This window comes from Lysinibacillus sp. GW821-FHT14F06 (assembly GCF_058803665.1).
This window is the reverse complement of the sequence record NZ_JBXAPF010000014.1, coordinates 95,039-117,926: the sequence shown is the minus strand read 5'-3', so window position 1 is coordinate 117,926 and position 22,888 is coordinate 95,039. Positions and strand designations below refer to the sequence as shown.

At 36.7% G+C, this 22,888-nt stretch carries 28 protein-coding genes and 1 other annotated feature; of the genes, 9 read left to right on the top strand and 19 right to left on the bottom strand.

The features are described from left to right. Positions 1 to 94 precede the first annotated feature (94 nt). Positions 95 to 676: a phosphatidylglycerophosphatase A family protein gene (locus tag AC1RNS_RS14260; protein ID WP_427538532.1), complete on the bottom strand. Its 582-nt coding sequence runs from the start codon at positions 674 to 676 to the stop codon at positions 95 to 97. A gap of 112 nt (positions 677 to 788) precedes the next feature. Here AC1RNS_RS14260 and AC1RNS_RS14255 point away from each other — a divergent pair, with 112 nt between their 5' ends. The 3 genes from AC1RNS_RS14255 (at position 789) to AC1RNS_RS14245 (ending at position 2,539) form a co-directional block, all read left to right on the top strand. Further along, complete coding sequence (locus AC1RNS_RS14255) at positions 789 to 1,508, top strand: alpha/beta hydrolase (protein ID WP_492993554.1); 720 nt, start codon at positions 789 to 791, stop codon at positions 1,506 to 1,508. An 83-nt stretch (positions 1,509 to 1,591) separates the two neighbouring features. Then, complete coding sequence (locus AC1RNS_RS14250; RefSeq protein ID WP_492993552.1) at positions 1,592 to 2,107, top strand: YjcG family protein; 516 nt, start codon at positions 1,592 to 1,594, stop codon at positions 2,105 to 2,107. Positions 2,108 to 2,110: 3 nt separating this feature from the next. Beyond that, positions 2,111 to 2,539: a GNAT family N-acetyltransferase gene (locus tag AC1RNS_RS14245; RefSeq protein ID WP_492993550.1), complete on the top strand. Its 429-nt coding sequence runs from the start codon at positions 2,111 to 2,113 to the stop codon at positions 2,537 to 2,539. Between the two features lie 152 nt (positions 2,540 to 2,691). Here AC1RNS_RS14245 and AC1RNS_RS14240 read toward each other — a convergent pair whose 3' ends face one another. From AC1RNS_RS14240 to AC1RNS_RS14215, 6 genes are all read right to left on the bottom strand, one after another. Beyond that, complete coding sequence (locus AC1RNS_RS14240) at positions 2,692 to 2,940, bottom strand: stage VI sporulation protein F (RefSeq protein ID WP_492993549.1); 249 nt, start codon at positions 2,938 to 2,940, stop codon at positions 2,692 to 2,694. 133 nt (positions 2,941 to 3,073) lie between these two features. After that, positions 3,074 to 3,265: a YjcZ family sporulation protein gene (locus tag AC1RNS_RS14235; RefSeq protein ID WP_427538546.1), complete on the bottom strand. Its 192-nt coding sequence runs from the start codon at positions 3,263 to 3,265 to the stop codon at positions 3,074 to 3,076. Between the two features lie 65 nt (positions 3,266 to 3,330). Then, positions 3,331 to 3,690, bottom strand: a complete 360-nt coding sequence (gene spoVAE, locus AC1RNS_RS14230; protein WP_492444422.1) for a stage V sporulation protein AE — start codon at positions 3,688 to 3,690, stop codon at positions 3,331 to 3,333. Positions 3,691 to 3,706: 16 nt separating this feature from the next. Further along, entirely contained in the window at positions 3,707 to 4,702 is a 996-nt protein-coding gene (locus AC1RNS_RS14225) for a stage V sporulation protein AD (RefSeq protein WP_492993547.1), read from the bottom strand. Beyond that, entirely contained in the window at positions 4,696 to 5,151 is a 456-nt protein-coding gene (gene spoVAC / locus AC1RNS_RS14220) for a stage V sporulation protein AC (RefSeq protein ID WP_492993546.1), read from the bottom strand. The genes AC1RNS_RS14225 and spoVAC overlap by 7 nt, the downstream gene beginning before the upstream one ends. Continuing rightward, positions 5,152 to 5,553, bottom strand: a complete 402-nt coding sequence (locus AC1RNS_RS14215; RefSeq protein WP_492993545.1) for a YhcN/YlaJ family sporulation lipoprotein — start codon at positions 5,551 to 5,553, stop codon at positions 5,152 to 5,154. 133 nt (positions 5,554 to 5,686) lie between these two features. Here AC1RNS_RS14215 and AC1RNS_RS14210 point away from each other — a divergent pair, with 133 nt between their 5' ends. Further along, positions 5,687 to 6,211 carry a CotY/CotZ family spore coat protein gene (locus AC1RNS_RS14210; RefSeq protein WP_427538558.1) on the top strand — a complete coding sequence of 175 codons (525 nt, stop codon included), beginning with the start codon at positions 5,687 to 5,689 and terminating at the stop codon, positions 6,209 to 6,211. Between the two features lie 64 nt (positions 6,212 to 6,275). Here AC1RNS_RS14210 and AC1RNS_RS14205 read toward each other — a convergent pair whose 3' ends face one another. The 6 genes from AC1RNS_RS14205 to AC1RNS_RS14180 form a co-directional block, all read right to left on the bottom strand. Beyond that, positions 6,276 to 6,677 carry a hypothetical protein gene (locus tag AC1RNS_RS14205; protein WP_492993543.1) on the bottom strand — a complete coding sequence of 134 codons (402 nt, stop codon included), beginning with the start codon at positions 6,675 to 6,677 and terminating at the stop codon, positions 6,276 to 6,278. Positions 6,678 to 6,730: 53 nt separating this feature from the next. Then, positions 6,731 to 8,107: a magnesium transporter gene (gene mgtE, locus AC1RNS_RS14200; protein WP_492993541.1), complete on the bottom strand. Its 1,377-nt coding sequence runs from the start codon at positions 8,105 to 8,107 to the stop codon at positions 6,731 to 6,733. Between the two features lie 364 nt (positions 8,108 to 8,471). Then, the gene (locus tag AC1RNS_RS14195) at positions 8,472 to 9,380 is read right to left on the bottom strand and encodes an RluA family pseudouridine synthase (RefSeq protein WP_492993559.1); all 909 of its coding nucleotides are present in this window, start codon (positions 9,378 to 9,380) and stop codon (positions 8,472 to 8,474) included. A gap of 1 nt (position 9,381) precedes the next feature. Next, the gene (locus AC1RNS_RS14190; RefSeq protein ID WP_427538567.1) at positions 9,382 to 10,176 is read right to left on the bottom strand and encodes an NAD kinase; all 795 of its coding nucleotides are present in this window, start codon (positions 10,174 to 10,176) and stop codon (positions 9,382 to 9,384) included. Beyond that, on the bottom strand, positions 10,173 to 10,844 hold the full coding sequence (yjbM, locus tag AC1RNS_RS14185) for a GTP diphosphokinase (protein WP_492993539.1): 672 nt from the start codon (positions 10,842 to 10,844) through the stop codon (positions 10,173 to 10,175). The genes AC1RNS_RS14190 and yjbM overlap by 4 nt, the downstream gene beginning before the upstream one ends. 62 nt (positions 10,845 to 10,906) lie before the next feature. Beyond that, a complete protein-coding gene (locus AC1RNS_RS14180; RefSeq protein WP_492993538.1) occupies positions 10,907 to 11,290 on the bottom strand; it encodes a UPF0738 family protein in 384 nt (127 codons plus the stop codon). Between the two features lie 192 nt (positions 11,291 to 11,482). Between AC1RNS_RS14180 and AC1RNS_RS14175 the strand changes: the two genes are divergently transcribed. The 4 genes from AC1RNS_RS14175 to AC1RNS_RS14160 all read left to right on the top strand — a co-directional run bounded on the left by AC1RNS_RS14175 (position 11,483) and on the right by AC1RNS_RS14160 (position 14,378). Further along, positions 11,483 to 12,082 (top strand): CYTH domain-containing protein, encoded by a 600-nt coding sequence (locus AC1RNS_RS14175; RefSeq protein WP_492993537.1) that lies wholly within the window; start codon positions 11,483 to 11,485, stop codon positions 12,080 to 12,082. A 31-nt stretch (positions 12,083 to 12,113) separates the two neighbouring features. Beyond that, the gene (locus AC1RNS_RS14170) at positions 12,114 to 12,863 is read left to right on the top strand and encodes a lytic transglycosylase domain-containing protein (RefSeq protein WP_492993535.1); all 750 of its coding nucleotides are present in this window, start codon (positions 12,114 to 12,116) and stop codon (positions 12,861 to 12,863) included. Positions 12,864 to 13,168: 305 nt separating this feature from the next. Then, positions 13,169 to 13,576, top strand: coding sequence for a globin domain-containing protein (locus AC1RNS_RS14165; RefSeq protein WP_492993534.1), 408 nt, complete (start codon positions 13,169 to 13,171; stop codon positions 13,574 to 13,576). Further along, a complete protein-coding gene (locus AC1RNS_RS14160) occupies positions 13,569 to 14,378 on the top strand; it encodes a DsbA family protein (RefSeq protein WP_492993532.1) in 810 nt (269 codons plus the stop codon). Before AC1RNS_RS14165 ends, AC1RNS_RS14160 begins: the two co-directional genes overlap by 8 nt. Before the next feature lie 411 nt (positions 14,379 to 14,789). Here the strand turns inward: AC1RNS_RS14160 and pepF are convergent, their stop codons facing one another. From pepF to spxA, 4 genes are all read right to left on the bottom strand, one after another. After that, positions 14,790 to 16,601 (bottom strand): oligoendopeptidase F, encoded by a 1,812-nt coding sequence (gene pepF / locus AC1RNS_RS14155; RefSeq protein ID WP_492993531.1) that lies wholly within the window; start codon positions 16,599 to 16,601, stop codon positions 14,790 to 14,792. Between the two features lie 50 nt (positions 16,602 to 16,651). Beyond that, positions 16,652 to 17,773, bottom strand: coding sequence for a competence protein CoiA (locus AC1RNS_RS14150; protein WP_492993530.1), 1,122 nt, complete (start codon positions 17,771 to 17,773; stop codon positions 16,652 to 16,654). Between the two features lie 153 nt (positions 17,774 to 17,926). Further along, a complete protein-coding gene (mecA, locus tag AC1RNS_RS14145) occupies positions 17,927 to 18,595 on the bottom strand; it encodes an adaptor protein MecA (RefSeq protein ID WP_492993529.1) in 669 nt (222 codons plus the stop codon). A 424-nt stretch (positions 18,596 to 19,019) separates the two neighbouring features. After that, on the bottom strand, positions 19,020 to 19,415 hold the full coding sequence (gene spxA / locus AC1RNS_RS14140; RefSeq protein WP_427538889.1) for a transcriptional regulator SpxA: 396 nt from the start codon (positions 19,413 to 19,415) through the stop codon (positions 19,020 to 19,022). A gap of 498 nt (positions 19,416 to 19,913) precedes the next feature. After that, positions 19,914 to 20,138, top strand: a binding site (T-box leader). Positions 20,139 to 20,255: 117 nt separating this feature from the next. Between spxA and trpS the strand changes: the two genes are divergently transcribed. Continuing rightward, entirely contained in the window at positions 20,256 to 21,245 is a 990-nt protein-coding gene (gene trpS, locus AC1RNS_RS14135; RefSeq protein ID WP_492993528.1) for a tryptophan--tRNA ligase, read from the top strand. A gap of 44 nt (positions 21,246 to 21,289) precedes the next feature. On the opposite strand, the gene AC1RNS_RS14130 is transcribed toward trpS, so the two are convergent. Beyond that, the gene (locus tag AC1RNS_RS14130; RefSeq protein WP_492993527.1) at positions 21,290 to 21,520 is read right to left on the bottom strand and encodes a YuzI family membrane protein; all 231 of its coding nucleotides are present in this window, start codon (positions 21,518 to 21,520) and stop codon (positions 21,290 to 21,292) included. 106 nt (positions 21,521 to 21,626) lie between these two features. Beyond that, a complete protein-coding gene (gene fabF, locus AC1RNS_RS14125; protein WP_492993526.1) occupies positions 21,627 to 22,868 on the bottom strand; it encodes a beta-ketoacyl-ACP synthase II in 1,242 nt (413 codons plus the stop codon). Between the last annotated feature and the right edge of the window lie 20 nt (positions 22,869 to 22,888).

Genomic DNA, 22,888 nt, shown 5'->3' with positions numbered 1-22,888 from the left:
TGTGTCTTTAGACATGGGCCAGTACCCCAGCGTTTCACGCGTAGAGCAAACCACCAGTTAGACTGGTGGTTCTGATTATTTCATAAACACTATTTTAAATCTCATTATGTGATTTTGGTTTTGGCCCTAGCTCTTGTGGTTCAATATCTGCAAATGTCTCGCCCTCTTCTTCCAAATCGCGCATACGATGTGCAATACGTGAGGCGGCAGATGCTGCGATGCTACCAACCAAATCATCTAAAAACGTATTGACATGATGCCCAGGATCCGTATCGAGTTTTTTTATAATACCAATTTTTTGCTTGTCTAGGTGTCCAAAAGTTGTTACTGCTATGCTACCATATGTAAAAACAGATCCGAGTGCGATTGTTTCATCTACACCAAATAATCCTTCATCAGATTCAATTATTTGCTGTAAAGGTGCTGATAGTAATTTTTTCTCAGCAAGTTCATCTAATTCAATGCCTACTAATAAAGCGTGTTGAACTTCGCGCTTACGTAAAACTCGCTCAACAGAATGAACGCAATGCTCCAATGTTAAGCCTTCATTATAGGTTTTTTGCATTTCATAAACGATCTCTGCAATATCCTCCAGTGTTACACCGCGACGAATGAGTGCAGCTTGAGCTGCCTTTGCTACTTCATCAGAGTGTATTCGACTACTTTTATCATGCATAACTAACCCTCATTTCGTTTTTATTGCTAGTATAAGTCTAGCCCAACCTATTATACCTTTACTTTGGTAATATGGTACAATTTTGTTACAAACACAAGAAGGAGTGTCACCATTGGATAAGGGAACTGTACAGGATTTAAAGTTCTATAGTGAAGCATTACAGGAGGAATTACAGCTTTATATTTATGTTCCTGCTAATTACTCTCCACTATATAAATATAACATTTTGATTGCATCTGACGGCAGGGATTACTTCCAGCTTGGGGGTATTACAAAACTTGCTGATGAGCTGATTGATGACTATGAAATCGAAAATTTAATAATTGCATTCGTTCCTTATAAGGATATTAAGGATCGACGCCACAAATATATTCCTAGTGGAGAACAGCACGAACCCTATCTGCGTTTTTTAGCCCATGAGCTTGTGCCATATTTAAATGCTGAATATGCAACCTACCAGATGGGAATGAGTCGTGCAGTAATTGGTGATTCGATGGCTGCAACCGCTTCCTTAATGGCCGCATTAAAATACCCAAGTATTTTTGGTAAGGTCATCATGCAATCCCCCTATGTAGATGAGGATGTTCTTAAGGCTGTAGAGAATTTTAAAGATCCAGGGGCAATTTCTATCTATCACATTGTTGGCAAGGGTGAAGATAAGGTAGTCACGATGGACAAAACTATAAAAGATTTTTTAACACCTAATCGTCAACTGCATAACCTCATGCTTAGCAAAGGATTTTCTACATTTTATGATGAATTTGACGGCAATCATACGTGGAAATATTGGAAGCCTGATTTAAGACGGGCATTGATAGAAAATTTCAATTAATCTTAGGCGATTCAAATTACGAAAAGGTAAATTTCTGTTATACTTAAATAGAAAAATTGTTTATTTTCGGGAGGTAATGGACTATGAAGTACGGTATTGTGGCATTTCCATCAAAAAAATTGCAAGATTTAGCGAACACTTATCGCAAACGTTACGATCCTCATTATGCGCAAATTACTCCGCATATGACATTAAAAGACAGCTTTGATGCTACGGAAGAAGATATTCAATCCATCGTAAAGCAATTAGATGAGCTTACTGCCAATTATGCGCCTTTAACTATTCATGCATCACGCATAAGTTCGTTTTTCCCAACAACCAATGCAATTTATTTCCGCATTGAACCAACTGAACAATTAGTAGCATTCAACCAAGCTATACAAGAAAAAGTACCATTTGGTGAACCAAAGCATGTCTTTGTGCCACATATTACGATTGCACAAAAAATGACGGACTCTGAGCATGATGATATTTTTGGACAATTACGTATGACGGGCGTTGATGAAAAAGATACGATTGATCGCATTCATCTACTATACCAATTAGAGGACGGTTCATGGACAACTTATGAAACATTCCGATTGACTGGAGCTGAGTAAGTTTTGTACAACGTTAAGATAGTGGAAACACAGAAAGAACATGATGATGCGTTTACAGTCCGCAAAAAAGTTTTTGTAGAAGAACAAGGTGTTCCGCTTCATCTTGAATGTGATGCAGAGGATGCAACCGCAACGCATTTCATTATGTATGATGACGACAATCCTGTTGGTGCTGCACGTTTACGCAATATCGAAAATGATGCTGTGAAAATAGAACGTGTTTGCATTTCACAAGACCAACGCGGAAAAAAACTTGGTGCTTTAATTATGAAGGAAATGGAGAAACACGCCATTTCAATGAATAAGCAAAAACTAAAGCTCCATGCCCAAAGCTATGCCATTCCTTTTTATGAGAAGCTTGGCTACACAGTCACTTCACCTGAATTTATGGATGCCGGCATTCCGCATCGTGCCATGGAAAAAGAGATTTAACAAATAGGTGTTACGATAATGCTGTGGCATATCGTAACACCCTTTTTATTTTTCTACACTGTTTAAAAGATTGATTTATAAATGAACATCCATTTAACCAATCTTTATGCTGTCTTATTTGACATAGTTCCTTGCATAATAGTAAATTCATACTATTTCATCATTCTAGTAATTTTATCTAAATCTAGTGAAGCTCCATCTTGAATAATAGATTGTACTAATTTATCCTCAAGCTCTTGAGTTATTTGTCTATTGGACACCTTAGCTACACGTCGTACGATTTTTCTTACTTGTTTTTCGCTTGTAAAATCTGCATGTTGAATAGCATTTGCTAATGCGAAGATTTCCTCCATCGATACTCCTGTTTTTTGTTCAATTGAATTAAAGAACGAGCGATTCATGTTTCCCCTCCTATCATTACAATTCTGTTTAATCCTCACTATTGTATGCATGTCAAAACAACTAGTGAAGGCTTTAACTTGTTTTAGAAAGGTTACTCCAAAGAAAAGTTAAAGCCCTTTATCTAATGTCACATTAATTTACAAAAGTAGCGCCTACGATAATTAAAAGAATGAAAAGAACAACAATTAGCACAAATGTTGAACTATTGCCACCGCTATAGCCTCCATAACAATAGCCACCATAGTCATTGCCTCCGCAATAATTATTGTTCCAGCTACCAACATTCCCTCCATACGGTTGAGCGCACCAGCCTTGATATCCCATAAAAGCAACCCTCCCTTCTACAACCTATAATATGTTTTCGGTGTAGAAGTGGGAGGGTTATTCGTCTAATCGATATTTCCTTTTGGTTTAAAAATTAATGCTCCAATAAAGCCAAAGATTATTGCTGCACTGATACCTGAGCTTGTCACTTCAAACATACCCGTTAATACACCTACAAGCCCATGTTTTTCTGCCTCTGCAATTGCACCATGTGTTAACGAGTTTCCAAAGGATGTAATTGGCACAGTTGCTCCAGCTCCTGCAAAATCAATAATGGGTTCATACAATCCCATACCGTCTAGTATGGCACCCACTACAACTAACGTACTTAATGTATGAGCTGGTGTTAATTTACCAACATCCATCATTAATTGACCGATAGCACAAATAATACCTCCGACAATAAATGCAAACACAAATGTCATTACCATAATTTTTGCCTCATTTCATTGTAATTTCAACTGCATGTGCCGTACACGGAATTGTTTCACCTTGCTGAAATGAAAGAGGCGATAGTAATGCCCCCGTTGCGACAAGAAGCACTCGCTTATAGGTCCCTGCTCGCATTTGCTGGATAACATAACTAAAGAAAATAGCTGCCGAACAGCCTGCACCACTTGCACCAGATTGGAATGATTCATCCTGTCCATAAAACTCCGCACCTGCATCACGTAAAATTGTTAGCTCTTCATTTTTTATGCCACTATCTACAAGCATTCCCTTTAGAAGTTTCAAGCCAAGCTGACCTAGGTCACCTGTTAAAATTAAATCATAATTGTATATCTTTTGATTTCGCTGCTCTAAATGAGATTGAATCGTTTGAAAAGCAGCTGGCGCCATTGCAGCACCCATATGAAAGGGATCGTCCATACCATAATCAATAGATTTTCCGACAGTTGCTGCCTCTATCGAAGGGTACTCCTCACGATGTTTACCAATCAAGGCATATCCAGCAGCTGTTACTGTCCATTGTGCGGTTTGGGGCTTTTGCGAGCCATAATTAACCGGATAACGGAATTGCCTCTCTATAGCATTATGCTGACTCGATGCACCAGCTAATGATAAATTGGCAGCACCAACCTCTGTTAAAAGACTCGCTACAATAACTGAAGAAATGGAGGTTGCACATGCAGAAAATAATCCAATAAAGGGGATGGCTAAATCTCTAGCAGCAAAATTGGTTGGTGTCATTTGATTGACTAAATCCCCCCCCATTAAATAATCAATATCAGGATTATGCACCCCTGCTTTTTTTATGGCAAATTCACAGGCCTCCTCCACCATTTTCCGATGTCCCTGTTCATTAGTCTTCATTTGCCATCGCTCGTCATCATAAATTGCATCAAAATATTGGCTAAATATGCTTCGATTCTCAAGTGGGCCTGCTACTACACCACCTGCTATTAAGGATGGCTTCGACTGAAAAATAATTACCATGAAACCACTCCTATCGTCACTAAAATATATTTAATAAGTGCAACAAAAAAGGCAGATACTACACCAAATAACACGACAGATCCAGCTAATTTAAATAAATTCCCACCAACACCAAGTACTAATCCTTCTGATCGATGCTCAATTGCTGCTGAAATAACAGCATTACCAAAACCTGTGACAGGCACAGCTGAACCTGCACCAGCAAATTGACCAATTCTTTTATATAAGCCAAAGCCTGTTAAAATCATGGCAAAAAAGACCATTGTAGCAACTGTTGGATTTCCTGCTGTTGCTTCCGTGAAATTAAAGAAAATGATGTAAAACAGTGACACAGCTTGTCCAATCGTACAAATTAGGCCACCAACAAAAAATGCCTTTGCAACATTCTTTAAAATAGGGGGCTTTGGTGTAACATTTTGTTCGAGTTGCTTATATTGCTCTTTTTCCACTTATGTCTCCTCCTTCGCAAGTTTTATCAGTTCAGTGATTTTATCGTTAAGTATATTATTTTCAACTTTGTCCTTTTTTATTTTATTGGCTTCATAATAAATTTTATAATCAGCTGAAACAAAAACTTCTTTATTTGGATATTTCTCATCAAATTTCTTTTGTAATTTTTCCTCTAATTTAGTCTTTCTCCACTTTTCCCATGGTTTAATTTGAACTGCTACAAGCATACTATCGTCATATTGAATAACCGTTGTTTTGTCCACATAGTCTTCTTTTAAAATGGATTCAACATCTTTTTCGTTTTCTGACGAACCGTAGATAACGAATTTTTCTTTTTCACCACAACCACTTAATAATGACAAACTGACAAATAGAGGTAACATTAATCCGAGTAGCTTCAAGTCTCTCCCTCCTTTTGCTTAAAGTTTCTCCATACATAAAAAAACTATTCATTTGCCGATGCATACAAAAGCCCGAGTCCATTTTTCATAAGGACATATTGTAGAAGTAGTAACGAGGAAAGGAGGTGACAATATGGGTTGTGGTAAGCCAACAAATCCTATTGGACCAATCCAATCAGCAGGCTGCGTTTGTGACGTAGTTCGCGCTATATTAGATATTCAAAATCAAGCGGTGAGAGAAGAGTGTCAACCATGTACAGCTAACTGCTTCTTAGAACCACTTGGAGGCATTGTAAGTCCTGCACGTTCTCACGCAGATACACGTGTATTTATGTTAATCACAAAAGATGGTACTCCATTTAAAGCATTCTTTAATTCTCCAACAGCAGATCCATGTATTTGTACATCTGTCTTCTTCCGTGTAGAAGATATGTTTGATGAGTGCTGTGCTACTTTACGTGTGTTAGAGCCTTTATGTTCCTTTGACTCTAGCGAAACTACAGTAGATTTATTAAGCCGCGATGGTTGCTGTGTCAACATGAAAAAAATCTGTAAAGTAGATGATTGGAATTCTACTGAGAGCTGTATCACTGTAGATTTATCTTGCTTCTGCGCAGTACAATGTATTGCCGATGTTGACTTAGGGATATGTGACTAAATCTTTTCTCCTTTGACACACTACACATAAAAAAGTGTACAGCATCCTCTGCTGTACACTTTTTTCATAGGGTTGGCAATTTTCTTCCTCGCCAAAATATTTGATCAATATCCTCAAAATATATAATCTCTTGTGTCTTCAATTCTAAAGAAGTAAGCTTCAATGAATCGATCTGTACTTCTGATGCTGAACCGCTTAATTTTCTGCCATCTTTTAAACAAATTAATAATGGCTGATACGCTTTTTGTCGAAATGGCTTTTCTAAAAATTGAAGTTGCTTTAGTAAATAGGGATCTATTTGTACTTCTTCGATTACTTCTTCTTTTTCTTCAACAGGTTGCTCACTAAAATAGCCATCCTTTACATACACAGATGTACTTTCATCCAACTCAAGTTCATGTAACACCTTGGAAATATTCAGGAAATATGATGGTGATTTTATAAATAAGCGTGGCTCACGATCCACTTTACTCACTTCCCTTTTTTTCATACAATATGCAAAAGTGAGTAATTTGGTTCTTAGCCTATTTGACTTAATAATACTGTTGCCAAACCTAAGTAAATTAAAATACTTGTAATATCATTTAATGTTGTAATAAAAGGACCTGATGCAACCGCTGGATCAATTTTTAAGCGATGCATAAGAAGTGGGATAAAAGAGCCTGCAAGTGTTGCAACTAAAATAGAACCACATAATGCTGCCCCTACCAACATTCCTAATAAGAGCTCTTGCTTCCAAATATAGATAATGCCAATAACAATCACTCCGCATACTACTCCAGACATTAGACCTGTGCCTGCTTCACGTGCTAATAATTTTAGCTTGCTATGTTCTTCTACATCACCTGTAGCAATTCCTCGTATTGCTACTGCTAAAGCCTGTGTTCCACTATTTCCAGAAGTACCTGAAATAAGAGGGATAAACACAGCAAGTAACGCAACCTTTTCTAAAGTTGCCTCAAATTGCCCCATTAAATTTGCTGTAAGCATCCCTAAAAATAGTAGTATCACTAGCCATGGCAAGCGTTTCTTTGCAGCTTGTAAGGAAGTCGTATCGAATTTATCCATATCGGAAATACCCGCTAATTTCGAGTAATCTTCTGATGCTTCTTCATCAATAACATCAATAATATCATCGACTGTAATAATGCCAAGTAATTCTCCCTTATCATCAATAACTGGCGTTGCTAAGAAATTATAATCCTTCATAATTTGAGCAACCTCTTCTTGGTCATCTTCCGCATGCACCATCACGACACGTTCATTCATAATAGAACGTATTAGCGTATCCTCGTCAGCAATAATTAAGTCACGAAGAGAAATAACACCTGTTAAGCGATGTGCCTCATCAACAACAAAAATATAATAAATAGTCTCTGCATCTGGCGCCTCTTTCCGTAAGATGGCCATAGCTGAACGAACTGTCGAATTTTCTGGAATTGCTACATACTCTGTTGTCATGATTGAACCGGCTGTATATTCATCATAGCTAAGAAGCTCATTAATTTCTTCAGCCGTTTCCTCATCCATCATGCCTAAATAGCTTTCACGTTGCTCTGTATCTAATTCATTTAATACATCCGCTGCATCATCTGCATACATATGCGAAAGCATTTCAGCACCATAAGAAGGTTCCATCTCAGCTAGATATGCTGTATATTCATCATCATCTATATCAATTGCCTCAAAAATATCAGCCATTTCAGTCGGAGCCAAGAATGAATAGATGATCTTCCTTATATCAGGTTCCACCTTCTCATAAAACGTTGCCTGATCATATGGATGAAGCTCTAAAAACTCTTCACGGAATGCGTCAATATCATGCGCTTCCAGCATTTCCCGTAAATGTGCTTCGTCGAATTGCACATCATCCTTTTCATTTCTTTCCTCTATCATGCTTGTCCCCTCCTTCCGAGCATTTAATCATTCATAGGTTGCCATAAATCTACCTTCTATATAATAGAGTGTATTATACCTTTTCTGCAAACCCTTTTTTTATTCGATAACAATTGAAACTAATTTCAAGCAAAAATTTCAATATTGCTTACTATTCGACTTAGATAGTAGAACTTCTATTTTACTATACCCTACAATGACTATCATTTCTGTAAACATAACGTTAAGAAAAATTATTCACCATATCATCAGTTAGAAAAACGATAAGGAGATGCCCGATTTGCGCGAACATCTCCTCGATTATTTAACATGTTTGAGCAATCGTTTCATTGAAAATATCGTGACATAACGGCTGATTATTTTGTTAAGCCAAGGAGTCATGAATTAATCGCTGCATATCTTCTTTTAATGCACTTGTAAAATGGAGATTTTCTCCTGACAACGGGTGAAGCATAGCTAAGGAGACGCAATGCAGGGCTTGTCTATTTAACAGTTCTCGACTACCACCATAAAGTTCGTCACCAATAAGTGGATGTCCTAAATACGCCATATGCACCCTTATTTGATGTGTACGACCTGTATGAAGCTTTAATCTTATATGAGTCATAGGCTTATTTTCAAAACTAAAACGCTGTAAAACGGTCACATCTGTATGGGCAAATTGACCATCCTCACGAACCTCGCGTTCAATAATACTTGTATCCTTCCGTCCAATAGGTGCGATAATGGATTGTCTATCCTGACCAACATGTCCATGCACAATTGCTTCATATTGTCGTGAAATTTCTCTATTGCGCTGTGCAAGTCCTGTTAAGTGATGAATATGAGCATGTTTAGCAATGCATAGCAAACCAGAAGTGTCACGATCAAGCCTCGTCACAATATGAGCAGTAGATGCTAGACCTTGTTGTTGAAAGTGACCGCATACTAGATTGGCTATGCTGTTAGAAGGATGCTCCCTTGAAGGAATCGTACTTTGAAATGCTGGTTTATTGAGTACTAAAATAGCATCATCTTCATAAACAATGGAAAGATTACCATATTCAACAGCAAGACCTTCACTTTTCTCTTCAGGTGGAAACTTTACCTCAACCTGATCGCCAATGTGCAGGATATGTCTGACATTGCATTCCACATTATTGACTGTTAATAGGCCGCCTTCAAATTTAATGGCTGTTAATGCTCTCTTTGAAATACGCCACTCTTGTAAGGCATCCCGCAATATTTGACCTTCCTTTTCTGCAATAAAACGCAGCGTAAATCTTGTATCCATCTTATTCATTTGCGACAAAGGATTCATGTACTCGCTCCCAGAATGGAAATGGACGGAAACGGGCAAAACGTACACGTTCATTTGCTACATTAAAGGCTATTGACTTCACATCGCCTTGTGTGACTTGTAAATGATCTACTGTCATATTAAAGTTTTGATCATTCACAGGACGTAATATACAGTGATGATGTGCTGGCAGTATTAATGGTGAACCAACTGTACGGAAAACACGATTATTAATGGATGCAATTTCAGTGATTTGAAGCGCTGCTAAAGTTGGATGGATAATAGCTCCTCCAAGGGCTTTATTATAGGCAGTACTACCAGAAGGTGTTGACACACAAAGACCATCTCCACGGAAACGCTCAAATTGATTACCATTTAACTCTACATCCATCACTAGTGTAACATCAGGTGATTTTACTGTTGCTTCATTCAATGCTAAATATGTGTTTGATTCGGCATTATGATGCTCTACTTTTACTTCTAATAGAGGATACTCCACTACATTAAAATCCTTTTTTGCAATAGAGAGAACAAGCTTTTCTAATTCAGATGGCTTCCAGTCTGCATAAAAACCTAAATGCCCTGTATGGATACCCACAAATGCAACTTGATCTAATAAATGTGAATAGCGGTGGAAAGCATGTAATAATGTACCGTCTCCGCCTATAGAAACAACAATTTCTGGTGATTCCTCATCATAAGTTAGGCCAAAATCCTGTAAATATGTTTTGGCTAGCTCCATTAATTCGTTCGATTGTGCATCTCTACGTGATTGAATGGAAAATTTCATTGTGTGTCACGCTCCTTCTCTGATAGTAAATTAGGATTCGATGCTTCTTTGTATTCACTAAAGTAAGCCTGTGCTTCCTGAATCTCACTGCGGATAGATGACATTTCCTCATCCAGACGGAAAGCAGCCTCTGCAGCACTTTGAAGACGATTTTTTATTTCCTCTGGGAACATGCCTTTGTATTTATAATTTAATGAATGCTCAATAGATGCCCAGAAATTCATGGCTAGTGTTCTAATTTGAATTTCAGCCAAAACTACCTTTTTCCCCTGAATCGTCTCTACAGGATACTCCACAATCATATGATAGGAACGATATCCACTCGGTTTATTATGTGTAATATAATCACGTTCTTCTACTACACGCATATCTTTACGTTGTCGTATAAGTTCCGTCACTGTCGAAATATCATCCACAAATTGACACATGATTCGAAGGCCAGCGATATCACCTAGCTCATCGCCTAATTGTTTAGAGGGCTCAAAGGATAGTCCTTTTTCTAATGTTTTATCATATATACTAGCTAAAGGCTTTACGCGTCCAGTGACAAATTCAATTGGTGAATTTGCATTAACAATGCCAAACTGTGAACGCATACCCTTTAACTTCACTTTTAATTCATCTACTGCTTGTTTGTAAGGACTTAAAAATATTTCCCATTGTCCCATCGCAAAAACCTCCCGACATTCGGTATCGAACAAAACCAACACCGTCTGTTCGTTTTGTCTTTTTATTCCGCGAGAATTGTCTTAAAGTGCTGCTCCACTGCTTGGACAAATTCTGCTCCATAATTGTAATTTCCTTCAATATTATACACGAGCATTTCTAATTCATCGTAGAAATTTGTAAGTTCAATTACTTTTTCACCTAGTTGTAGCTTTGGATTTTGCTTTTTTTGTAAAATATGTACAAGATTCTCCCAACTACTCGGTGGAAAACGCAAGTAATGATAATCCTCTCCTGCATCAAGTAAATAAATAAACGCAAAGTCATCAGAATCTGCTATTAATTGTGCAGCAGGTTTTAACTGTAAATTTACTTCATTGTCGTTTAAACTAAAATGAAGCTGATCGTTTTCAAAATTCAATGTTTCAATGGTATAAATTTTACGCACATGTGGTTCCCCTTTTCGTCTTACTCTTCCTCTTATTTTATCATACGGGGTAAATAGTTGCAGTGTGTAAATGTTAAATCAAGAAATTATACTTTATTCAAAATGGCTATGTTGATCAGCAAATTAACATTCATTTTTTAATTGCCTCATAGACAAAACAGGAAAAATAACATATAGATAGGTGAGCAAAATATGACACAACAACTTGAAATTGAATTTAAAAACCTTTTGACGAAACAACAATACGAGCATTTACTGCAAGAATTTAGCATTCAAGAAAATGCTATTCATCGTCAAACAAATCATTATTTCGACACACCTTCTCAAGCGATAAAAAAAAGACAAAGCGGGCTACGAATTAGACAAATTGACAATTATTATGAATGTACGTTAAAAGAAAAAAGTGCAGAGCACACACACATAGAAACGACTGATGTATTAACTGCTGAGCAGGCTCAACAAATGCTAGAAGGTCAAGGCTTTTATGCACAGGAAGTTGCAAAAAAACTAGCTCTATATCATATTCCTCTTAATGAACTAGCCGTTTTTGGATCACTGACAACTGATCGTGTTGAAATACCATATAAAGATGGACTTCTAGTTTTTGATCATTCTTTCTATTTGCAGTGTGACGATTATGAGGTAGAATATGAATCAAAAGATGCAACAAAAGGAAATGTGATTTTCAACGATTTTTTGCAGCAATATCATATCGAAAAAAAAGTTACAGAAAAGAAAATCGCACGCTTTATGAAGGCTTTACAAACAGAAGATAATAATATGGATAGCTAAAACAATATCATAAGAAAGGGTGACCAACTTCTTGGATATCCAATCAATTAAAACGTTACTTGAAATTCAAGCATTGCAAACACTAGGAACGACTGAAAACTCTTCTAACACTATTACAGACAGCAGTTCCATGTTTTCTGATATGATTGGCGAATTGCTTGGTGACGCTACAACGGCTAGTAATGCAAAATTTTCTAATCTACTTGGATTAAATGGTTCCTCTGCACTTCCAAGTGACGTATCTGAAAATGCACAAGCTTTATTATATAAAGGTTCTAATGCCGTTTTCGTACCTGCCTATGTGCAAGCTGCATTAGCAAACTCACAATCTAGTACAAAGCTTGATTCCTATGTTTCAGATGATGTTATCGGTTCACAAGCATATGCTAATTCATTAACAGGAGCAAATAAATATGCTTCAATCATTGAAAAGGCAGCTGCAACGTATAATGTACCTGAAAAACTTATCGCTGCGGTTATCAAACAAGAGTCTAATTTTAATCCTTTAGCGCTAAGTCATGCTGGAGCACAAGGTTTGATGCAATTAATGCCAAAAACAGCTCAGTATTTAGGCGTTTCAGATGCTTTTGATCCTGAGCAAAATATTATGGCTGGGGCAAAATATTTACGCCAAATGCTCGATAAATTCGATAATGACCCAACGCTAGCTTTAGCTGCTTATAATGCTGGAGCATCACGTGTTACAAAATATGGTGGTATTCCACCTTTCAAAGAAACACAGAATTATGTCAAAAAAGTGATGAATTACTTCACAGTTTAAATGCATAATCACTGTTATTACGGTCTTTTTCAACAAATTTCACCCATGATGGTGAAATTTGTGCTTTTTAGCAAAAAACAATTCGAAAGAGCGCTTTGTTTGTGTTAACGAAAAGACGTTGATAGAATGAAGGTAGTCACAAGAATTTCACATTTTTCCTGATGACAAAGTATCACTTCTGACTTGGCGATAGTGTGTTGTGTTCAAACTTTCATCTCATCACCGTTAGAGTTGAGAGTCTTCTAGTGAATGAAGATACAAAAATTGTACTTTATGATATAAAGAATTAAAGGAGCATTTAACTTATGACTCGAAAATACACTGTTCCTTATGAGGAGCTGGGAGCTGAAAAACTGTCAGAACTTATTCATGCGTTCTATAAAAGAGTTGGACAGCATCCTGATCTTATTCCAATCTTTCCTAAAGATTTGACAGAGACAGCCCGCAAACAAATTCAATTTCAAACACAGTATTTAGGTGGTCCGAATCTTTTTACTGAGGAGCATGGACATCCAATGATGCGTGCACGTCATATGAATTTTCAAATTACACCTGATCGTGCTCAAGCTTGGCTTGAATGTATGTCCGAAGCAATGGATGAAGTTGGCTTGGAAGGGAAGTTCCGCGAAACTTATTATCAACGTTTAGTTTTAACAGCTCATCACATGATTAATACGCCAAATGACGATGAGGGGGAATTGTTACGTGAATAATATTCAAATGCTACAAGAGCCAACTCCAGTGATTACTACTGCTAATAAGCCTATTGAATTGTATATTTTCGTAGATCCACTTTGTCCTGAAGCTTACAGTATGCAAGCCATGCTTCGTAAATTACAGCTGGAATACCACCATTACTTTACATGGCGCTTTGTCCTTAGCACAGAGCTTTCGTCGTTGAATTGTCTCAGCAAACGTGTAAAGGGATGTGTATCTGGTATTGAACTCGACATAAATCACCCTGTTTTACCTTCTATCGCTATTAAAGCAGCAGAGTTACAGGGCAAACGTTCTGGTGCACGTTATTTGTCGAAATTACAAGAATATGTATTACTAAGCCATGAAGATGTAAATTCCTATGCAACGCTGTTAAAAATTGCAGAGGATGTTCAATTAGATATGAATGAATTCACTGCGGATTTTGGTTCAAAGGAAGCTGCACGTGCCTTCCAATGCGATTTATATATAAAACGCGAAATGGAAGTAGAAGAGGTGCCCAGTATTGTATTTTTCAATGAATGTATTGAAGATGAGGGTCTTAAAGTTAGTGGTAGTTATTCCTATGAAGTCTATGAACATATTTTACAAGAGATGCTAGACCAACAGCTAGTACGTCAACCATTACCAACAATAGAAGAGTTATTTTCGAAATTTCATACAATCTCAACAAATGAAGTAGCTTTCATCTACTCATTAACAGAGCAAGCAGCTGAACGTGAATTAAAGAAACGTATGCTACAACAAAAGATTGAACGAATTCAGACAGATCACGCTACACTATGGCGTATTAAATAATGCAATTATACTATTATCTTAAAAAATAGGGACTCGACATTTTTGTTGGGTCCCTATTTTTTAATGAGTATTTTTAATATAAATATAAAGAAGCGTCTCTATCCTCGACAGATAGAGACGCTTCTTTTTCACAAAGGGGATGGGAGAAATGTTCACGTTCAAACAAAGGGGTGTATGTTTGTTTTGTGATTTATTTCACATGATTCACTTTATCATGGAATAATAAATTTAGCAATGATACCGATAGTAGATTCACAAATTTGTCAAATAGAAAGCGATTACAGACAGTATTTTTCCAAGATGTGCACTTTCAAACATTTAGAAATCAAAAAAAATCATTATTCTTTTCTTTTTTATTAATTGGCTTATGATAGAAAAAAGGCTGTAGTGTTTTTCCTACAGCCTCCCTAATTAATTATTCAACAATAATTTTTCTAACTCATCTAAACGTTCTTCAAATACTTTACACGCATCATCAATTGGTTGTGCCACGTTCATGTCAACACCTGCTGCCTTTAATACCTCAATCGGGAAGTCAGAGCAACCTGCTTTTAAGAAATTATTGATATAACGTTCTACAGCTGGTGCCCCTTCTTCTAAAATTTGTTTGCTTAATGCCGTAGCTGCTGATTTACCTGTAGCATATTGATAAACATAATAATTGTAGTAAAAATGTGGAATACGTGCCCATTCTAAGCCTATTTCCTCATCTAAAACAATGTCCTCACCAAAGTATTGTTTATTTAAATCATAGTAAACCTCTGTTAAACGTTCTGCTGTTAGAGATTCACCATTTTTATCCATTTGATGGATTCGGTGTTCGAACTCTGCAAACATTGTCTGTCTGAAAACAGTGCTTCTAAAGCCATCTAACCAATGATTTAATAAATATATTTTTTGTTGTGGATCTTCAATAGTCTTCAGTAAATAATCATTTAACAACTCTTCATTACACGTTGAAGCCACTTCAGCTACAAATATGGAATAATCTCCATAGACAAACGGCTGATTGTTACGTGAATAATAGCTGTGTACACTATGACCAAATTCATGAGCAAGTGTGAAGAGGTTATTCACGTTGTCCTGCCAATTCATTAATATATATGGGTTTGTTCCATATGCACCTGATGAATAGGCACCACTGCGCTTCCCTTTGTTTTCAAGAACGTCTACCCAGCGGTTATCAAAACCACTTTGCACAATGCTTTGATATTCCTCACCAAGCGGTGCTAATGCTTTCACTAAAATATCCTTAGCTTCATCATAAGTGACTTTCATCTCAACTTCCTTAACAAGGGGTACAAATAAATCCCACATATGCAGCTCATCTACGCCTAATAGCTTTTTACGTAATGAAATATAACGCTGCATAGCTGGCAAATGTTTATGGATTGTTTCTACTAATTGATCATAAACATTTTCTGGAATGAAGTTATTGGACATTGCTGCCTGCCGTGCAGAATCATAATTTCGAATACGTGCACTAACATTGTGTTTTTTCACATTACCAGTTAATGTAGCGGAAAATGTATTTTTAAAGTTACCATACGTTTCGTACACTGCTTTAAAGGCGTTTTCTCGAACAGAACGATCTTTACTTTCTAAAAACTTAATATAATTTCCATGTGTAAGCTGAACTTCTTCTCCCTCTTCATTTTTCACTTTAGGGAAAACTAAATCAGCATTGTTTAACATGCCAAATGTATTAGAAGCTGTACCTGTTACCTCAGACATTTGTGCCAGTAATGCTTCCTGTTCTGCTGGCAAAATATGAGGACGAGCCATCGTTATTTCTTTTAAAGATTGTTTATATAGTTGTAGGTCTTTATTTTCCTCTAAATATTGTTCTATTGTCTCTTCGCTTAATGATAAAATCTCTGGTGTTAAAAACGACAGGGCAGCTGAGATGCTAGTTGCTAATGTTTGAATACGACTATTCATATCCTGATAGACGCTGTTTGTTGTGTCTTGGTCATAGCGCATATGGGCATATGTGTAAAGCTTCATTGCGCGTTCATAAACCTGATCATGATAAGTTAATACTGCTAATAAAGCATCTGCTCCATTTTTTAAAGTACCTGCATAGCTAGATGCCTTCTTGGCAATTTCTGCGACTTCCTTATACTCTTCTTCCCATAGAGCATCAGTTGCAAATATATCTTCCAAGCGCCAAGTCAGCTCTTCTGGAACTTCATTTCTTACTAAAACTTTGTTACTAGCCATGTATGCCAGCCCCCTTATTATGTGAGTTTTTCCTATACTCTCATATTTTCTCAGTATATTGTGGCAATTGCAAATAAATGTGCATACACATACTCACATATATCTAGAGGAAAATAATTTTGAGAAATTTTCGCAAGGATGGCTACGTAATTTTGGGTAGCCTCCATTGCTTGATCTGTAACATCAATATTTTGTTCTCTTAAAAACAATCGAATCTCGCTCGTATTTAATTGATGAGGTAATCGCTGAATACCTCGGCAAAAATAATGCAAAATAGTTTGCCACTCGATAGAGAACATTGGTATTGCCTCACTAGCTTTTACTGGTATACCTACGTACTCAGGCATAGCAGTAAGAGTAAAGCCTAATTCATAACAGCTTCGTAGAAATGAATCCTGTACACCCTTATAATTATGTAGTAACCGCTGATAGACGAATTGCCGACAGTATTTTTTATAAAGCTGCCAATATAGCTGGAATTCTTCTATTGTTATCACTACTGGTTCATAAAATGGAAAGTGTTGGTTGTTAGTTGACATATCTTGAACTTTGCCTATAAAAGTATGCCCATGAACATGCAAAAGATTCGTCCAATAATTAAATCTAGAGGTCATTGCATCGTAGGTCATTAAATAGGGTTGACCTAGCATTGTATAAGCAATGTTTTTTTGCAAAATAGGAGAAATGAAAAGTTTTTGAATGCCTTGTAAGGATGATTTTTTTAGAGGTGTCTGAAAAAGCCATAATACTTGGATAGTATTTTTATTGTATCTAGCTGTACGTAATAACCACTTTTCATGTGAGATTGTACTGCATTGAAATTCGATGGCAACTTGCCTTTGGTCACTCGTTACAAGTAAATCTGGGCGCTGCGAAAGCTTTTTTAAATAAGGCTCCAGCATTACTGTATGCCCTAACTTTTTTAGCCATTCGAATAATTGCATTTTTCCTTGCAAGTGAAGTTGTGACTCCCCCTCTGAAAATAACTGGGTACAGTTATTTTTTGATTGATGAGCAAAGTGAGGAATATTATATTTACCGATTTTTAGGTGAACAGGATGCTGACATTGCGGACAATAAAATTTCATAAGTTGCCTATATCTTTGTAAGTCTTCCCTCGTATATTGATATGGGAGAAAAAGCTGACGCTCTTCATTATAGGCAATTAACATAGAATCGTCTCCTTTTTGCCTAATTGTATGGGAGTACTTTTCTAGCAGCAACTTATTAACGGCTTTTTCTTGAAATTTAAAAATTGACTCAAAAAAGACTGTAAACAAACTTGATAAACATCAAGAGGTTTACAGCCTAAAAAGCTAAATTATTTAATGAAAGTATTTGCGCACTGTTTCAAAGCAATTAAACTCCATAATTTTTTCACCATATTCCTCTAAGCGATGAATTGTGAAATTCGATGGACTTAAAAATTCTTTGATAACAGCATTTCTGTCGTGACGATTTAAATCTTCGTCTGCGTTTGCAAAATCAACTACTAGATAGTACCAACCTTCATATTTGAATAATGAGGAATCCACTAATTCGTCTGTCATACGTTTTGCGACAGGGATTAACTCATCAATATCTTTAAATTTATAAACATAAATATCTGTATCCATAAATAATTCTGACTCATCTATGTCACCAAATTGAGTTAGCTGGCTAAGAAGATCCTCTCCAACTTCATCAAAAGGGGCATACATATCTTTTTGTTCATCAAAATGCGAATGACCATCTAATGTTTCACCGTCTTTTAATATGTGTGCACGTGTGACAATGATTTCCAAGCCTACTTCAGACGCATTGATATGAATCCAAATCGGACCTTCTACATCAAAATAATCATCCGTGTTTACTTCATCAATCATATCCCAAAAAAGTTGTTCACCCTTTGCTCGATTGTACCAAATTTCTTCACGACTATAGCCGCGATCCTCTATATCATTGTACGTAATAAAGAGCTTGAGTGTATTTTCATTTACACGTTCGATGTCCACTAGACCTCATCTCCCTTCACTGTCATTTGTCGAAAAACAGTTTTGTTTCATTAGTATGCTTTTATTCATCTTTTTTAACCTTCATACTCCATTTGTTTTTCAACCTTTGACTACACTACAGTAAAACGTCGAGCAACCGTTGATCAATTTGTATTTCACAGTTGTCTCTAATTCTATTGTATGCTGTTCCGTCATAAAATGAAAAGGATATACACCGTTTCACAGAAGATATTTGAATTATTGAAATTGTAGTAAACTATTTATCTTAAATCAAGTTTAACATACTTTAACGGAAATATATGACTTTTCCCTATTATTTATTATACTTTATATAGAGGATTTTACATAAGTAAAACACAAAAAAAATAGATGTCACAAATGATTTGTAACATCTACTATTTATTCTATGCAGTAAAGGGAAAAATTAGTTCACCATGCGCTGTGCTTCTTGTAGTTGATAAGCACGAACCTTACGAGGTAAGAAACGTCGAATTTCATCCTCATTGTAACCAACCTGTAAACGCTTTTCGTCTAAAATAATGGGACGACGTAATAAACCTGGATGTTCTTGAATTAATTCATATAAACGTTGCAATGGTAAGCTTTCAACATCAACATTTAATTTTTGGAAAATTTTAGAGCGTGTTGAAATAATTTCATCTGTACCATCCTCTGTCATCCGTAAAATTTTTTTAATTTCACTAATGCTTAACGGTTCAGAAAATATATTCCGTTCTGTATATGGGATTTCATGCTCCTCTAACCATGCTTTCGCTTTTCGACAAGACGTACAACTTGGTGAAGTAAATAATGTTACGATCATATTGACACATCCTTCCTTTTAATCGTTATCTATAAACCAGTGTGTTAAATTAGAATTAATGTAATGTAAAACTACATAATCATTATACAGCACTCTATGGTGTTTGAATATAGTTCCAATAAAAAAAAGACAAACCTTATCTCGAAATATTCTGTCTATTTATATAGCTTTCACTATAAGAACTTCTTTGCATGTCTAATGAACTACTATTAATATTCCCATTTACAAAGCATTTTAAACCTTCAATTCCCTCTTATTTTTGTTCTCATTTATAATTTTCAAACGAGAATATTGTCAATTCAGTGTGTACAAATTAGACGTTTATTGCATAATTTTGGTTGCATTTTCTAATAAAAAACATAGCTTAGTAAGCATATAATTTTTTTCTGCAAAAAAACACCGCCAAAAGTCTGACTTTACATACTTGCAATTCACTAAGTCTTTATAATATAATTTTCTGCAATACATCAAATAAGTCTTTGGTATTTGAATGAAGAAAAAACTTTGACGAAGAGTAGTACATATGCATCTTACACGTTTAGAGAGTCTGTGGTTGCTGTAAACAGATCGTGTAAGCATCTGGAATGGACTTCCGAGTTAGCTTTGTGAACGACTAAATGTGTCTATTAGCAATGCTCGTCCCTTCACGTTACGAAGTAGAGTGGCCTTTATTTGGCAAGCTGGGTGGTACCGCGGATTCAAACATCATTCGTCCCTTCATTAGTAAACTAATGAGGACGCATGATGTTTTTTTATTGAATAATAAACAGCAGCCTCAGCTAGGTAATTATGTAATAGACATTCACTCTGAGGTAATGAATTCAAGGAGGAAACGACATGACAACTATTTTTTCTGGCGTACAACCAACGGGTATTGTAACTTTAGGGAACTATTTAGGTGCATTCAAGCAATTTCCCGCTTTACAAGACGAAGGAGAAGCTATCTATTGTATCGTTGATCAACATGCCATAACAGTAGCACAGGACCCAAAAGAATTACGTCAAAATATACGTAACCTAGCAGCTACCTATATTGCTACAGGCATTGACCCTAAAAAATCCACATTATTTATTCAATCTGAAGTGCCGGCTCACGCACAGGCAGGCTGGATGTTACAATGTGTCGCATCGATTGGTGAACTTGAGCGTATGACCCAGTTCAAGGATAAATCTCAAGGTAAGGAAAGTGTATCAGCAGCTCTTTTAACATACCCGCCATTAATGGCAGCTGACATACTTCTGTATAACACAAATATTGTACCTGTAGGCGATGATCAAAAGCAGCATATTGAGCTTACTCGTGATCTTGCAGAGCGCTTTAACAAACGTTATGGTGAGGTTTTAAAGATTCCAGAAATCCAATTACCGAAGGCAGGAGCCCGCATTAAATCGTTGCAGGAGCCTACAAAAAAAATGAGTAAGTCTGATCCAAATACAAAAGCAACCATCAAGCTTTTAGATCCAGCAAAAGATATTGAGAAGAAAATTAAATCGGCTGTCACTGACTCTGATGGTATTGTGGCATTTGATGTAGAAAATAAACCTGGTGTTTCTAACCTACTAACAATCGAATCAGCAATTTCTGGCGTTTCTATTGAGGAGCTTGTGCAAAAATATGAAGGTGTCGGCTACGGTGGGTTCAAACAAGGTGTTGCTTCAGCAATTATTGATCACCTGACACCAATCCAAGAGAAGTTCTATCACTTGGTAGAATCTTCCGAATTAGATATTATTTTAGACGAAGGCGCTGAAAAGGCAAATGCTATTGCAAGTGCTACATTAAAACGCATGGAAGAAGCAATGGGACTTGGCCGTACACGTAAATAAAGAACTGGATCTAATGCTTGACCAATTTTAGGGTATGCTAAAGTTCATACTTTATCTTCTTGGCTAGATGACTTCTCAAAACGGAGATCCAAAACAATAGCTCCTAACACAATAGCTGATCCAAGAGCTATATAAAATTCTGTTGTATGCATCATAAATTTAAAGACAACGATCCAGGAATACCCAAGTGTTCGATAATTTAAATACAATATAAGATTCCCTACAGAGAGAATTATTAAACCATAGCTCATTAAAAATAAAAAGAGACGGAACATAATCACAGCATCCTTTCGATTTATTTCTATTAATCATCTATTCGAAAAAAGATAAAAAAAGACGTCAGCCTCGTAAATTAGGCTGACGTTTTTTCAAATTTAGTAATTATCCCTCGTATTTTTTAAATAGAAGACTAGCATTATGTCCACCAAAGCCAAGTGAGTTGCTCATTGCATAAACGATGTCTGCTTCTCGAGCTTCATTTGGAACATAATCCAAATCACACTCTGGGTCTGGCTCCTGTAAATTAATTGTTGGCGGTAAAATACCTTCTTTCAGTGCTAACGCTGTAAAAATAGCTTCAACACCACCAGCGGCACCTAATAAGTGACCTGTCATCGATTTTGTAGAACTCATTGCTAGTTGATAAGCATGCTCACCAAAGGCTGTTTTTACTGCCTGTGTTTCAAACAAATCATTATAAGGTGTGCTTGTTCCATGTGCATTAATGTAGTCAACTTGTGAAGGTTCCACGCCTCCGTCCGCTAACGCTTGTAGCATCGCACGTGCAGCACCCTCTCCTTCTGGTGCAGGAGCAGTAATATGATGAGCATCTCCTGTTGCACCGTAGCCAAGTACTTCTGCATAAATTTTCGCACCGCGGGCTTTAGCATGCTCATATTCCTCTAGAATAACAATGCCTGCACCCTCACCAATAATAAAACCATCTCGATTTTTATCGAATGGACGGCAAGCTGCTTCTGGATCTGTATTTAAAGATAGTGCTGTATTGGCACAGAAACCTGCAACAGCCATCGTCACGATTGGTGATTCAGCTCCACCCGAAATCATTACATCTGCGTCACCACGTTCAATTACTTTAAATGCATCACCAATTGAGTTTGTACCAGAAGCACAAGCAGTCACAGAGCAGGAGTTAATACCCTTTGCACCTAAATGAATCGATACTTGACCTGAAGCCATGTCTGGAATCATCATTGGAATAAAGAATGGGCTGACACGTCTTGCACCACGCTCTTGGAACATTAAAAATTGTTGTTCATATGTCTCCATACCGCCGATACCAGAGCCAATCCAAACACCTGCACGTGGTGCTAGCTCTTCATCGATTGTTAATTGTGCATCTTCCATTGCCATGATAGACGCTGCAAGGGCATAATGTGTAAAGCGGTCCATTTTACGAGCTTCTTTACGATCAACATATTTTTCAATATCAAAGTCTTTTACTTCAGCGGCAATTTTGGCTGCGAATAGATCTTTATTTAAACGTGTTAATTCGCCAATACCTGATTTCCCAGCTTTAATGTTAGTCCATGTTTCTTCGATGCTATTTCCTAGTGGTGTAACTGCGCCAATTCCTGTAATTACTACTCGTCGTTTACTCATTGTCTTACTCCCCTCAAGCA